We start from the raw sequence: 12,953 nt of genomic DNA on the forward strand, positions 1-12,953 counted from the left end.
CGGGGGATGGCATCAACAGGCGGATAACGCCACGGAATGCCCCGTACCCTCCGAGACCGGGAGTGATCACCTCGGTCGGATTCGGTGGAGATTTGACCGCGAGCCGCTTACGCCTCCGTCAGAAGTCCGCCCGAGCCTTGCCCATCTGGCCGGATTTCGACGGTTGACCTCTACGAATGCCACAGTTTACGGGGGGTTCGGACCCTCCCGCCGGGCCCCCGGTTGGGGTAGCGTCGCGGCGCTGTGCGGAGCGCCACGAGGAGCAGGTCATTGCGTGAATTCACTGTCCCACCCATGGCCGCGCCGCCTCAAGTCGGCGGTCTGGCCGACGCGGTCTTCGACTACGCGGACACCGATCCGCAGCGGGTCGCGCTCGGCCGCAAGGACGCGGGAGGACAGTGGCGCGATGTGAGCTCGGCGGCGTTCCGCGACGAGGTGCTGGCCCTGGCCAAGGGGCTGATCGCGCACGGGATCCGGTTCGGTGACCGGGTCGCTCTGATGTCCCGTACGCGGTACGAGTGGACGCTCTTCGACTTCGCGCTCTGGTCGGTCGGGGCCCAGTCGGTACCCGTCTACCCGACCTCGTCCGCCGAGCAGGTCCACTGGATGCTGCACGACGCCGAAGTGGTGGCGGTGATGGTCGAGCACGAGGACCACGCGATGACCGTCGGCTCGGTGATCGACCGGCTGCCGAACCTCAAGCGGCTGTGGCAGCTGGACGCCGGTGCGGTGGACGAGCTGGTCGGCGCGGGCGGGATGGTCGACGACGAGGTGGTGCACCGGCACCGGCGCGCGGTGACGCCCGAGTCCGTGGCGACGGTGATCTACACCTCGGGCACGACGGGCCGTCCCAAGGGGTGCGTGATCACCCATGCGAGCTTCATGTTCGAAAGCGACACGATGGTCGCCCGCTGGGAGCCCGTGTTCCACTCCAAGCCCGGCGACGAGGCGGCCACCCTGCTCTTCCTGCCGCTGGCGCACGTCTTCGGCCGGATGGTGGAGATCGCGGCGGTACGGGGGCGGGTCAAGCTCGGCCACCAGCCGGAGCTGTCGGCGAACGCCCTGATGCCGGACCTGATGACGTTCCGGCCCACCTTCATCCTGGCGGTGCCGTACATCTTCGAGAAGGTCTTCAACGGTGCCCGGCGCAAGGCCGAGGCGGAGGGGAGGGCCGGGCCGTTCGACAAGGCCGTGGACATCGCGGTGAAGTACGCCGAGGCGCTGGAGCAGAAGGCGTTCGGTCTCGGCCCCGGGCCGTCGGCCGGGCTGCGGATGCAGCACCAGTTCTTCGACAAGGTCGTCTACAAGAAGGTCCGCGACGCGATGGGCGGCCGGGTACGGCACGCGATGTCGGGCGGCTCGGGCATGAACCGCCGGCTCGGCCTGTTCTTCGCGGGCGCCGGGGTGACCGTCTTCGAGGGGTACGGGCTGACCGAGTCCACGGCGGCGGCGACCGCCAACCCGCCCGAGCGCACGCGGTACGGCACGGTCGGGCTGCCCATCCCCGGCACATCGGTGCACATCGCGGACGACGGCGAGGTGTGGGTGCACGGCCCCAACGTCTTCTCCGGCTACCTGAACAATCCGGCGGCGACCCGGGCCACCCTCGAAGACGGCTGGCTGGCCACGGGGGACCTCGGTTCGCTGGACGAGGACGGCTATCTGACGATCACCGGGCGGAAGAAGGAGATCCTGGTGACGTCCGGCGGCAAGAGCGTGTCGCCGGCCGGTCTGGAGGAGCGGGTGCGGGCCCATCCGCTGGTCGCCCAGTGCATCGTCGTCGGCAATGACCGCCCGTACATCGCGGCGCTGGTCACCGTCGACCAGGAGTCCGTGGACCACTGGCTCTCCATGCAGGGCCGCACGCCGCTCGGCCCCGCCGACCTGGTGCGCGACCCGGACCTGGAGATGGAGGTCCGGCGGGCGGTGGTGGCCGCCAACACGGCGGTGTCGCAGGCCGAGTCGATCCGTACGTTCCGGATACTGGCCCACCCGTTCACCGAGGAGCACGGGCTGCTGACGCCGTCGCTGAAGCTGAAGCGCAAGGCGATCGAGACGGCGTACGCGGTCGAGGTCGACGCGCTCTACCACTGATCAGGGCAGACGCGCCGCAGCGGGAATGACCGGGGCCGCCCGCTCGTTGTCGTGGGGAGTACCAACCGACGACGTAAGGATCGACCGCTCGTGAGCCAGGTCCCCTCCATCACCCTCAACAACGGCCTCGAAATGCCGCAGCTCGGTTTCGGTGTCTGGCAGGTGCCGGACGACGAGGCGACGACGGCGGTCGCGAAGGCCATCGAGTCCGGGTACCGGTCCATCGACACCGCCGCGATCTACGAGAACGAGGTGGGCACCGGCAAGGCCGTCGCCGCCTCGGGTGTCGCCCGTGACGAGCTCTTCATCACCACAAAGCTGTGGAACGGCGACCAGGGTTACGACAGCACGCTGCGTGCCTTCGACGCCTCGCTGGACAAGCTCGGCCTGGACTACGTCGACCTGTATCTGATCCACTGGCCGGTCCCGACCAAGGACGCGTACACCGACACGTACAAGGCGTTCGAGAAGATCTACGCCGACGGCCGCGCCAAGGCGATCGGTGTGTCGAACTTCTACCCCGAGCACCTGAAGCGGCTGCTGGACGAGACCTCCGTCGTCCCCGTCCTCAACCAGATCGAGCTGCACCCCCAGTTCCAGCAGGCCGAGGCGCGCGCCTTCCACGCCGATCACGGGATCGCCACCGAGGCCTGGTCGCCGCTGGGCCAGGGCAAGGGTCTCCTGGAGGTGCCGACGGTCGTCGCCATCGCCCAGAAGCACGGCCGCACCCCCGCCCAGGCCGTCCTGCGCTGGCATCTGCAGACGGGCAACATCGTGATCCCGAAGTCCGTGACCCCGTCGCGGATCGAGGAGAATCTCGACGTGTTCGGTTTCGAGCTGGACGCCGACGACCTCGCCGCCTTCGCGGCGCTGGACGAGGGCAAGCGGCTCGGTCCGGACCCGGCCGGGTTCAACATCGGCGCCTGAGCGCCAGGTTCGTCCGGCGCCCCCACCCCGACCGAGGTGGGGGCGCCTTCGTCGGTCCGTCTCCGGACACCCGGCCGGCGGTCCCACTCCAACTCCAACGGGGAGAGAGCAAGATGAGCAGCGATCCGGCGCCCGTCGTCGAGGCGGGCACGTACCGTCTGCGCAATGTCGGCAGCGGCCTGGTGCTGGAGGTGTACGGCGCGGCCAAGGGCAGCGGTGCCCGGGTGCAGCAGGGCAAGGAGGACGGGACGGCGGCCCAGCAGTGGCAGCTCTCCCCGGTCCACGAGGGCGCGGCCCTCTACCACCTGGTCAACGCGCACAGCGGGAAGCGGCTGGACGTCGCCAACGCCGACACGGAGAACGGTGTCCGCATCCAGCAGTGGAAGGCCAACAACTTCGGCGCCCAGGAGTGGCTCATCGAGCAGCACCTGGAGGCCCCGGGGACGGTGACGCTGGTCAGCTTCATCAGCGGGCTCGTCATGGAGGTCGCCGAGCGTTCGACCGAGGAGGGCGGGACGGTCCAGCAGTGGGAGGACACCGACTCCCCCTTCCAGTGGTGGCAGTTGGAGCCGGTGCCCTCCTGACGGCCCGAAGAGCGTCTCGGCCGCGGCGTGACCGAGGGCCCGAGGAACGTCTCAGTCGCGGCGGCCGAGGTGGACCGTGCGGGCGGTGAGCAGGTAGACGTCGGGCCGGTGGTGGAGCCCCGCCGGGTCCTCGGGGTCCAGCAGCCGCTCCAGCAGGGCGCGGTCCTCGGCGTCGAGCAGCTCGCCGAAGACCTCGTACTCCCGGGTCAGCTTGGTGATCACATGCTCGCGCGCGGGCGCGGAGAGCGGGGCCGGCAGGTCCAGCAGGAAGCTGCGCGTGCCCTGCGGGGTCAGCCCGACCGCCGCGATCAGGGCGCTCCAGTCCTCGGCCTCCCGCTTGCTGTCGGGGAGCTCGGTCCGCATCCGGTCGAACCGGGCGGCGGAGGCCGCGTCCATCCTGGCCTCCAGGCCGGGCCGTCCGATGCCGAGGTCCCTGGGCAGCCGCCGGGTGGGGAGCCCGCCCTCCAGGAGCGCCACGGTCCCGCCTGGGCGCAGGTTCTCGGCGAAGCCGGCGAGGGCGGCGCGCTGGTCGCCCATGTGGTGCAGGGAGTTACCGGCCCAGATGAGGTCGGCCTCCCCCAACCGAGCCGCGTCCTGCGGGAGTTCGGCCTGCAGTGTCCGGACGCGGTCGCTCACGCCGAGGCGCCGGGCCCGGTCCTCCGTCCGCTCCAGCAGGGCGGGCGTGGGGTCCACGGCGACGACTTCGGCCTCGGGGAACACCTCGGCCAGCAGACAGGTGACGACACCGGGGCCGCTGCCGACGTCCAGCACCCGGCGCACCTTAGGGGCGGTGGGCAGGGCGGCGATCCAGCGGGCCGCTTCCTCGTACGGACCGCTGTTGAGTTCCGCTTCCTGCTCCAGCATCGGGCCCATGACGTCCCAGTCGAACTCCGTGCCCGCGCCTGCGGCGCCCGGTCCGTGGGTGTGGGCGTGGGTGTGCGCGTCGTGGTGGCCGTGTCCGGCGTGGCTGCTCATGGCGCCACCCTCACCGGAGGTCAGCGTTCGGGCAAGTTCTGTTGCTGCTCCGGCAAGTTGCCGCGGTACTCCTGCGGGCTCACTCCCCGGACGCGCTTGAACGCCGTACTGAACGCGAAAGGGGCGCTGTAGCCGACCTTCCGGCCCACCGCCTCCACCGTGGCGTCGCTCTCCCGGAGCAGGTCGGCGGCGAGCGCGAGCCGCCAGCCGGTGAGGTACGCCATCGGGGGCTCGCCGACGAGTTCGGTGAAGCGGCGGGCGAGCCCGGCCCGCGACACCCCGGCCCGGGCGGCTAGCGAGGCGACGGTCCAGGGGTACGCCGGGTCGTCCTGGAGGAGCCGGAGCGCCACCCCGACGACGGGGTCGCTCATGGCCCGGTACCAGGCGGGGGCCTCGGCGCCGGGCCGGGAGAACCAGCCGCGCAGCACGGCGATGAGCAGCAGGTCGAGCAGGCGGTCCAGCACGACGTGCTGCCCCGGCTCGTCCTGGGCGATCTCCGCGTCGAGCAGCCGCAGCAGCGGCCCGGTCCGGGCGTCGGCGGGCAGCAGGAGCAGCGGGGGCAGTGCGTCGAGGAGCCGGCGGCTGATCTCGCCGTCCAACAGGTAGGTGCCGACGAGGACCGCCGTGGAACCGTGGGCGGCGTTGCCCCAGGTCCGTACCCCCAGCACCATCTCCTGGGAGAGCGGCTGCCCGTGGAGGGTGGTGCAGAGGCCGCCGGGGCCGACCAGGGCGTGCGGGTCGGTGCCGGCGGCGTCGGCGACGGTGTACGGGTGGGGGCCGCGGACCACCGCGATGTCACCGGGCACCAGGCGGACCGGCTCGGCTCCCTCCGGCGGGACGATCCAGGCCGCGCCCCGGGTGACCGACATCAGGCAGATCGGGGCGCGGTCGGCGACCCGTACCGCCCAGGGCGGCTCCATCACCATGCGCAGGAGGAAGGCGCCCCGCGCCCGCGGCCCGTCCAGGAGTCCGGCGAGAGCGTCCATGGCCGACAGCGTAGACGCAGGCGGAGGGAGCTGAGCGTCTCGACGATGTTCCCGGCGCCCGGGTCCCGGAAGTCTGGAGCCATGACGAAGAACACGGCGAACGAGACCACGAAGACGTATACGAAGAATGGCGCGGCCGGCTCCACCGCGCAGGAAGGGGCGCGGGTCATGGGCACGGTTCTGGTGACGAGTGGCACCGGCAAGACCGGCCGCCGGGTCGCGGAGCGGCTGGCGGCCCTGGGGGTGCCGGTGCGCGCCGGGTCGCGGGCCGGCGAGGTGCCTTTCGACTGGCAGGACGAGTCGGGGTGGGCGGCCGCGCTGGACGGCACGGAGGCCGCCTATGTGGCGTACTACCCGGATCTGGCGGTGCCCGGCGCGGCCGGGGCGATGGCCGCGTTCGGGCGGGTCGCGGCGGCGAGCGGACTCCGCCGGGTGGTGCTGCTGTCGGGGCGCGGCGAACCGCAGGCGGCCGTGGCCGAGGAGGCGCTGCGCGGCGCGTGCGGGGAGGTCGAGCTCACCGTCGTACGGTCGGCGTTCTTCGCGCAGAACTTCAGCGAGGGCGCCCTGCTGGACAGTGTGCTCGGCGGTGAGCTGGTCTTCCCGGCGGGGTCGACGGCGGAGCCCTTCCTGGACATCGACGACCTGGCCGATGTGGTGGTGGCGGCGCTGAGCGGGGACGGGCACGCGGGCGCGGTGTACGAGCTGACGGGGCCCCGGAGCCTGACGTTCGAGGAGGCGGCGGCGGAGCTCGGGCGGGCGGCTGGGCGGCCGGTGCGGTACGTGCCCGTGAGCGGTCCGGCGTACGCGGAGGTGCTGGAGGGGTTCGGGGTGTTCGGGCCCGAGGCGGGGTTCCTGGCCGAGCTGTTCGCGACGCTGCTCGACGGCCACAACTCCGCCACCACGGACGATGTGCGGCGGGTGCTGGGCCGGGAGGCGAAGGAGTTCACCGCGTTCACCCGCGAGGCGGCCCGGGACGGAGCCTGGCACGGCTGAGGGCCGATGCCCGGCACGGCTGAACTGGAGCGGGATCCTCCGGCGCCCCGTGCGCCGGAGGTACGGCCAGGAAACATTGCCCGAACAGAAGAGTGACCGACATATTGCCGGGGCGGGCCAGGGGCCATAACTTGCCTTTATGGAGCTGGAGTTGCGCCATCTGAGAACCGTCCGTGCCATCGCCGACACCGGCAGCCTCACCAAGGCCGCCGCCACGCTGGGCCTCGCCCAGCCCGCGCTCAGCGCCCAGCTGCGGCGGATCGAGAAGGCCCTGGGCGGCACGCTCTTCGAGCGTGACCACACGGGCGCCCGGGCCACTCCGCTCGGCGAGCTGGTGCTGGAGCGGGCCCGGGTGGTGCTGCCCGCGGTGAGCGAACTCCAGGCGGAGGCGGTGCGGTTCGCCAATGCCACCGGGCCGCTGGAGCGGTTCCGGCTGGGCGGTACGCACGGCCCGCTGCTCGGCGGTCTGGTCGACCGGATCGCCACGGCGCACCCGGCTGCGCCGGTCTCCACGTACACCTCGTGGTCGGTGGACGAGATCGCCGCCCTGACGATCGACGGGCGCCTCGACTTCGCACTGATCGGCACGTGCGGCGAGAGTCCGCCGCCGCTGGCCGAGCGGCTGGTCTGGGAGGTGGTGGGGGTCGACCCGGTCTTCGTGATGCTGCCGGAGGACCACCCGCTGGCCGGCGAGGAGGAGCTGGAGCTCGCCGCGCTCGCGGACCAGTGCTGGGCCGACGTTCCGGGGGACGGCTGTTTCGCCGACTGTTTCGCCACGGCGTGCGCGCGGGCCGGTTTCACCCCGGTGTCGGTGTACGAGACGGACACCTCTTCCGTCGTCCATCTGGTGCAGGTCGGGCGGGCGATCGGACTGTGCCGGGCGACGTTCCCGCCGGTCCCCGGCCTGGTGACCCGGCCGCTCGCGGGTTCACCGCTCAGCTGGCGGCACCTGCTGGGCTGGCACCCGCACTCGCCCGCCGCGGACGCCGCGGCGGTGGCGGTGGCCGGGCAGACCCGGGCGGCGTACGCGGAGGCCGTGTCGCGCAGCCCCCTCTACGCACGGTGGCTCGCCGGGAATCCGCGGTTCGGTCTGGTGAGCTGAGGCGGGCCTGCCCCTGGGGCCCCTATTCCGCTCCGTGGGCCGGTGCGGCGGCCGCGACCCTGGCGGCCAGCTCCAGGTCCTTCTCCGTGACCGCGCCACCGGCGTCGTGCGTATGGACGGAGAGGGCCACGGTGTTGTACCCGAGCGTCAGATCGGAGTGATGGTTCAGCTCCTCCTGGATCTGCGCGATGTGGACGGTCAGCGCGGCGGCGGCGAAGTGCGACGGCAGCCGGAAGGTCCGGGTGATCCGGTCCCCTTCCAGCGCCCAGCCGGGCAGCGCCTCAAGACGGTGTTCGGTCTCGGTCCTCGACAGCGGTTCGGCGGACATGGAGCGGCTCCCGTGGGTCTCGGATGGCGTCGTACGACCGGTCGTCCGACGTTACGGTCTCCCCATGAGAACTGTCTCCCCCGACACGGGCGTGGGTCCCCTGCTGCGCGGCTGGCGGGAGCAGCGGCGGATCAGCCAGCTGGATCTGGCGCTGCGCGCGGACTCCTCGGCCCGGCACATCTCCTTCGTCGAGACGGGCCGTTCGCGCCCCAGCGAGGAGATGGTCCTGCGCCTGGCCGAGCAGCTGGAGATCCCCGTCCGGGAGCGCAACGCCCTGCTGGTGGTGGCCGGTTACGCTCCACGTTACGCGCAGACGCCGCTCGACGACCCCGCGATGGCCTCGGTGCACGAAGGGCTGGATCGGCTGCTGGCGGGGTACGAGCCGTATCCCGCGCTCGTCGTGGACGGCATGTACGACGTGGTGGCGGCCAACCGGGGTATCGCCCTGCTCATGGAGGGGGTCTCCGAGGAGTTGCTCACCCCGCCGCTCAACGCCATGCGGATCACCCTTCACCCGGCGGGGCTCGCACCGCGCATCCTGAACCTGCCGGAGTGGCGGGCGGATCTGCTGGCGCAGATGGAACGTCAGATCGCGCTCGTACGGTCGCCGGAGCTGCGCGCGCTGTACGAGGAGGTGGCCGGCTACCCGGTCGCGGACCGGGGCGCCGGTGACCGGGCCGGGGAGCGTACGCCGTCGTTCGCCCTGCCCCTGGTGATCGAGCACGGGGGCCAGGTGCTGTCGTTCATCGCCTCCATCGCGACGTTCAACACACCGATGGACGTGACCGTGGCGGAGCTGGCCATCGAGACGTTCCTCCCCGCCGACCGGGAGACCGCCGCCTACCTGCGCGACCGTCTTCCGTAGCCCTCATCCCGCCCCGGCCCGGCGGCCGGAGCGGGAGGACGGGTCCCGTACGGGGTCAGACGCGGGCCCCGTTGTCGAGCGGGTCGCGCCGGGGTTCGCGGGCGCGCCGGGAGGCCTTCCCCGGTACGGGCGGCGGTGCGCCGGTGGTCCGTTCCAGGACGAGGGCACCCGGTACCGCGGTGAACACCGAGGACCAGGTGCCCACGCAGATGCCGATGAGCAGGGCGAGCGCGAAGTCGGCCAGCGAGTCGCCGCCCAGCACCGCGAGGGCGACCAGGATGAACAGGGCGCCCATCCCGGTGTTCACGGTGCGGGGGACGGTCTGGAGGACCGCCCGGCGCGCGATGGCGGAGAGAGGAGTCTTCCGGTTCCCGGCCCAGAGTTCCCGTACCCGGTCGAAGACCACCACCGAGTCGTTGACCGAGTAGCCGATGACGGTGAGCAGGGCGGCCAGGAAGATGCCGTCCACGGGCCTGCCCAGCCAGGCGAAGGCGCCCACGACGATCACCACGTCGTGCACCATCCCCACGACCGAGGCCACGGCGAACGTCCAGCGGAACCGCATCGCGAGGTAGGCGAGCTGGACGAACACGGCGACGCCCAGGGCGATCAGCGCGTTGCGCCGCAGTTCGTCGCCGAGGCTCGGGCCGATCAGCTCGTCCCGTACCTTCGTGGTCTCACCGCCCTCGGTGGCAAGCGCCTGCCGCAGGGTGTGCTCCCCGTCGTTGTCGAGCTTTCCGGTGCGTACGGAGATGTCGCCGTCGCCCGCCGTGGTGACCTCGGCGTCGCCGAAACCGGCGTCGGCGAGGGTGGAGCGGGCGGTCTCGACGTCGACGGGGCGGCTGGTGGAGTACTCCACCAGCCGGCCCCCGGTGAACTCGACGCCCAGGTCGACCCCGCGCACCACGATCCCCGCCACGGCGACGGCGACCAGCGCGGTGGAGACGACGAGCCACCGGACCGGCTTCCGGAAGAGCTGCGGGTCCTTTCGGGTCAGCCAGGTCCGTACGCTGCCGGGGCGCGCGATGCCGTTGACACCCCGGTAGTCGCTGACGAACCGGGAGCCCGCCGCGATCTCGGTGAGCGCCCGGGCGATGACCAGCGCGGAGAACATCGAGGCGATGACGCCGATGGCGAGGGTGACGCCGAAGCCCTTGACCGGGCCGGAGCCCAGGAAGAACAGCAGCCCGGCCGCGAGGAGCGTGGTGATGTTCGAGTCGGCGACGGCGCTGAACGCCTTCCGGAATCCGGTGGTCAGCGCCGAGCGCAGGGAGCGGTTCGGCTGCGCGGCGCACTCCTCCCTGGCCCGTTCGAAGACCAGGACGTTCGCGTCGACCGCCATCCCGATCGCCAGGACGAACCCGGCGAGTCCGGGGAGCGTGAGGGTGACACCGAGGCCGACGAGCGCGGCGTACGAGATCACCCCGTACGCGGCGAGGGCGACGGCGGCCAGCGCGCCGAAGAGGCGGTAGACGACGGTGATGAAGAGCGCGGTGGCGGCGGCGCCGATGAGCGCCGCCTGTGCGCTGGCGTCGATGGCGGCGGCACCGAGCGTCGGGCCGACGGTCCGCTGTTCGACGATCTCGACGGGGACGGGCAGGGCGCCGCCCTTGATGAGCAGGGCCAGGTCGCGGGCCTCCTTCGCGCTGAAGGAGCCGGTGATCTGCGTGCCGCCGGAGGGCAGTCCGGCCTGGCAGCCGACCGAGGGGTCGACCTGGGGCGAGGAGATGACCTTCTCGTCCAGGACGATCGCGACGCGCCGCCGTTCGTCCTGGACCGGGTGGCAGGCGGCCTCACCGGTCAGCCGGGTCCAGTCCTTCCCGGCGTCCTTGTGGAAGTCGAGGGAGACGGTCCAGCCGGCTGCCTGCTGGGCGTCGAAGGAAGCGGTGGCGTCCTTGACGCCCGCTCCGGAGAGGCGGGCGGGGCCGAGGCCGAGCTGTGTCCCCTGTTCGTCGGGGAGGGTCAGCCGGCCGGAGCCGGGCTCGGACTCCGGCCTGGACTCGGGTTCGGTGCCGGGGGGTGTGGCGCCCTGGACGGCATGGAAGCTGAGCTGCGCGGTTCGGCCGATCACGGCGGCGGCCTGGCGCGGGTCCTGGACGTCGGGCAGTTCGACGATGATCCGGTCCTCGCCGGACCGGGTGAGGACGGGCTCGGCGACCCCGAGGGAGTCGATGCGCTGGCGCAGGACCTCCAGGGTGCGGTCGGTGGTCTCCCGGTTCGCCTCGACGGTGGCGGAGTCCTCGGCCTGGAGCACCATACGGGTGCCGCCCTGCAGATCGAGGCCGAGTCTGGGTGACATGGTCAGGGTGATGACGACGGAGACGAGCAGGACGGCGGCAGCCAGAACCGCTCGCACCGTGGTGGCGCGAGTCATGGAAATCCTCCGGTGGGGCGTCGGCCGCCCTCACCTCAGCGAGGACGCGACGCCGGATCGGCAGAGCAGGACCGGTGGCCGGTCGTGGGACCGGCGGCCGTGCCCGGAGGACCGCGGACACCGGGCAGCGCGCCCCGGCGTCCGGAAGGTGTGCCGAAGGAGGCCGCGGTGATCTGCTCGACGGGGCCGCGCGGCATGATCGGCACCGGTGAGCAGGCAAGCGGCCCGTCGTAGGACGGCGGCGGCGCGTGGCCCGTGAGGTGGGCACGGCCGATACCCGCCCGGGGGGTCTGCGGGCCCGGATCGGCGGCCGGTGACCGGTCGTGAAGGGCTTGGGTGTGCGGCTGGGCGGGGGCGGGCCGCGCCTGGGGTCGCTGGGGGCCGGGCGGCTGGTCTCGGAGACCACGGCTGCCGGGGCCGGAGCCGGCGGCGCTCGGGGTCGTGCGGGTGCGCCGCAGGTCGTGGTGGGGGCCGCCGGGGTGGGCGGTGCGGTCGGTCTGCGGGGCGGGCGGCGGGGCCGTCGGCGTGTACGCCACCGTGAGCGAGAGGCTGTTGAGGGCGCCGACGGGGAGCGCGGCACCTGCTGCGGGGGCACCGCCGGCCAGGGTGAGGACGGCGAGGACCAGCGCGGCCAGCACGCGTCGTGTCCGTTGCGCCGGGCCGGTCTGCAGGCGCCGGGAGCCGTGCGCCGAACGGGTCGGCAGGCGCCGGGTGTTCCCCGCTGGACCGGTCTGCCGCAGCCGGAGCGCGTTGCCCCCGGGCGGCCCCGGGTGCGGGGTCACCTCGGGCGGCCGGGCAGGGCGGAGGCCGTCACTCCGTGGCGGAGCACGGAGCTGAGGATCTGTCCGGCCCCGCGGACGACGGTGGTCGACGGGTCGTCCGCCAGCCGGACCGGCGTGCCGAGGCAGCGGGCGATGCGGTCGGTGACGTCGGGGCGCAGCGCCCCGCCGCCGGCGAGCACCGGGCCCTTGCGCAGGGCGCCGCGGATCGCGCCGTGCCGGTCCTGCCGCCACATGGACATCACCATGTCGAGGACCGTACGGACGAGGGTGACGGGCAGCGTCTCCGGGTCCAGGTCGCTCAGCCCGGTCTCGGCCTGCCGGGCGTCGGCGATGCGGCCGCCGACGAGGAGCGTGACCTCGGTCAGCTCGGCGCCCATGTCGACGACGAGCAGCGGACCGGCGTCGCGCGGCCCGGCGTGCGCTGCGGCGGCCCGGGCGCTGCTGAGGACGAGGACGCGCGTCGGTCCAAGCCCGGCGAGCAGCTCCCGCGCGGCGTTGCGGTGACCGGCCCCGGCGAGGACGGGGTGGCTGAGGACGATCACGCTGTCCGTGCGGTCGGGGCCGAGGGCCGCGTCGGCGATACGGCCGAGCAGCCGCCCGCAGGCCTCGGGGTCGACGATGCGCCCGCGCCGGACGGGCCGTTCGGTGTCCCCGTCGAGGGCGCGGCCGAGAAGGGGGTCGGCGACCAGCCCGTGACCGGGCACCCAGGCCCGGGTGCGGGAGCTGCCGAGATCCAGGGCGAGTCCCCGGGCGGCCACGGTCCTGCCGCCGAGCCGGCGGTGTCCATGGCGCACCCGGAGCGCCCCGGGCTCACGCCCGGTCCCGAGCCCCACGGCACCGCTTCCGTCACGAAGCGGTCCAGGACCTTCGCCGGACCGGCCGGTCCCGCGCGTGGTCCGAGGGTCAGGGGTCGAAGGGTCAGGGTTCGGGAAGCCGAGGTTCG

Annotated in this window: 12 protein-coding genes; 6 read left to right on the forward strand and 6 right to left on the reverse strand. The window is 72.9% G+C overall.

All coding sequences use genetic code 11. The features are described from left to right. The first annotated feature begins 294 nt into the window (after window positions 1-294). The 3 genes from ACK8N7_RS05275 (at window position 295) to ACK8N7_RS05285 (ending at window position 3,605) form a co-directional block, all read left to right on the forward strand. A complete protein-coding gene (locus ACK8N7_RS05275) occupies window positions 295-2,094 on the forward strand; it encodes an AMP-dependent synthetase/ligase (RefSeq protein WP_500441180.1) in 1,800 nt (599 codons plus the stop codon). A gap of 90 nt (window positions 2,095-2,184) precedes the next feature. Next, entirely contained in the window at window positions 2,185-3,021 is an 837-nt protein-coding gene (locus ACK8N7_RS05280) for an aldo/keto reductase (protein WP_403210240.1), read from the forward strand. Window positions 3,022-3,134: 113 nt separating this feature from the next. Then, a complete protein-coding gene (locus ACK8N7_RS05285) occupies window positions 3,135-3,605 on the forward strand; it encodes an RICIN domain-containing protein (protein WP_403210238.1) in 471 nt (156 codons plus the stop codon). 51 nt (window positions 3,606-3,656) lie between these two features. Here the strand turns inward: ACK8N7_RS05285 and ACK8N7_RS05290 are convergent, their stop codons facing one another. Together ACK8N7_RS05290 and ACK8N7_RS05295 are read right to left on the reverse strand one after the other, a co-directional pair. Next, the gene (locus tag ACK8N7_RS05290; RefSeq protein WP_403210236.1) at window positions 3,657-4,580 is read right to left on the reverse strand and encodes a class I SAM-dependent methyltransferase; all 924 of its coding nucleotides are present in this window, start codon (window positions 4,578-4,580) and stop codon (window positions 3,657-3,659) included. 20 nt (window positions 4,581-4,600) lie between these two features. Next, window positions 4,601-5,566, reverse strand: coding sequence for an AraC family transcriptional regulator (locus ACK8N7_RS05295; protein WP_403210234.1), 966 nt, complete (start codon window positions 5,564-5,566; stop codon window positions 4,601-4,603). A gap of 81 nt (window positions 5,567-5,647) precedes the next feature. On the opposite strand from ACK8N7_RS05295, the gene ACK8N7_RS05300 reads away from it, so the two are divergent. Next, window positions 5,648-6,559 (forward strand): Rossmann-fold NAD(P)-binding domain-containing protein, encoded by a 912-nt coding sequence (locus ACK8N7_RS05300; RefSeq protein ID WP_403210232.1) that lies wholly within the window; start codon window positions 5,648-5,650, stop codon window positions 6,557-6,559. A 139-nt stretch (window positions 6,560-6,698) separates the two neighbouring features. After that, window positions 6,699-7,661, forward strand: a complete 963-nt coding sequence (locus ACK8N7_RS05305) for a LysR family transcriptional regulator (protein WP_403210230.1) — start codon at window positions 6,699-6,701, stop codon at window positions 7,659-7,661. Window positions 7,662-7,683: 22 nt separating this feature from the next. On the opposite strand, the gene ACK8N7_RS05310 is transcribed toward ACK8N7_RS05305, so the two are convergent. Beyond that, entirely contained in the window at window positions 7,684-7,989 is a 306-nt protein-coding gene (locus ACK8N7_RS05310; RefSeq protein ID WP_015612540.1) for a 4a-hydroxytetrahydrobiopterin dehydratase, read from the reverse strand. A 64-nt stretch (window positions 7,990-8,053) separates the two neighbouring features. On the opposite strand from ACK8N7_RS05310, the gene ACK8N7_RS05315 reads away from it, so the two are divergent. Next, window positions 8,054-8,854 (forward strand): helix-turn-helix domain-containing protein, encoded by an 801-nt coding sequence (locus tag ACK8N7_RS05315; protein WP_403210228.1) that lies wholly within the window; start codon window positions 8,054-8,056, stop codon window positions 8,852-8,854. A gap of 55 nt (window positions 8,855-8,909) precedes the next feature. Here the strand turns inward: ACK8N7_RS05315 and secD are convergent, their stop codons facing one another. The 3 genes from secD to ACK8N7_RS05330 all read right to left on the reverse strand — a co-directional run bounded on the left by secD (window position 8,910) and on the right by ACK8N7_RS05330 (window position 12,714). After that, window positions 8,910-11,228, reverse strand: a complete 2,319-nt coding sequence (secD, locus tag ACK8N7_RS05320) for a protein translocase subunit SecD (protein ID WP_500441185.1) — start codon at window positions 11,226-11,228, stop codon at window positions 8,910-8,912. A gap of 35 nt (window positions 11,229-11,263) precedes the next feature. Beyond that, window positions 11,264-11,866, reverse strand: a complete 603-nt coding sequence (locus ACK8N7_RS05325; protein WP_500441187.1) for a hypothetical protein — start codon at window positions 11,864-11,866, stop codon at window positions 11,264-11,266. Between the two features lie 140 nt (window positions 11,867-12,006). After that, entirely contained in the window at window positions 12,007-12,714 is a 708-nt protein-coding gene (locus tag ACK8N7_RS05330; RefSeq protein WP_403210988.1) for a rod shape-determining protein, read from the reverse strand. Window positions 12,715-12,953: the final 239 nt, after the last annotated feature.

The organism is Streptomyces griseobrunneus, from assembly GCF_046713465.1.
GTDB classification, from domain to species: Bacteria; Actinomycetota; Actinomycetes; order Streptomycetales; family Streptomycetaceae; genus Streptomyces; species Streptomyces microflavus.

Bases quoted from the DNA above. Each gene is read 5' to 3' on its own strand.
- ACK8N7_RS05275 (WP_500441180.1), top strand. From the start codon at position 295: ATGGCCGCGCCGCCTCAAGTCGGCGGTCTGGCCGACGCGGTCTTCGAC.
- ACK8N7_RS05305 (WP_403210230.1), top strand. From the start codon at position 6,699: ATGGAGCTGGAGTTGCGCCATCTGAGAACCGTCCGTGCCATCGCCGAC.
- ACK8N7_RS05315 (WP_403210228.1), top strand. From the start codon at position 8,054: ATGAGAACTGTCTCCCCCGACACGGGCGTGGGTCCCCTGCTGCGCGGC.
- ACK8N7_RS05285 (WP_403210238.1), top strand. From the start codon at position 3,135: ATGAGCAGCGATCCGGCGCCCGTCGTCGAGGCGGGCACGTACCGTCTG.
- ACK8N7_RS05295 (WP_403210234.1), bottom strand. From the start codon at position 5,566: ATGGACGCTCTCGCCGGACTCCTGGACGGGCCGCGGGCGCGGGGCGCC.
- ACK8N7_RS05290 (WP_403210236.1), bottom strand. From the start codon at position 4,580: ATGAGCAGCCACGCCGGACACGGCCACCACGACGCGCACACCCACGCC.
- ACK8N7_RS05310 (WP_015612540.1), bottom strand. From the start codon at position 7,989: ATGTCCGCCGAACCGCTGTCGAGGACCGAGACCGAACACCGTCTTGAG.
- ACK8N7_RS05300 (WP_403210232.1), top strand. From the start codon at position 5,648: ATGACGAAGAACACGGCGAACGAGACCACGAAGACGTATACGAAGAAT.
- secD (WP_500441185.1), bottom strand. From the start codon at position 11,228: ATGACTCGCGCCACCACGGTGCGAGCGGTTCTGGCTGCCGCCGTCCTG.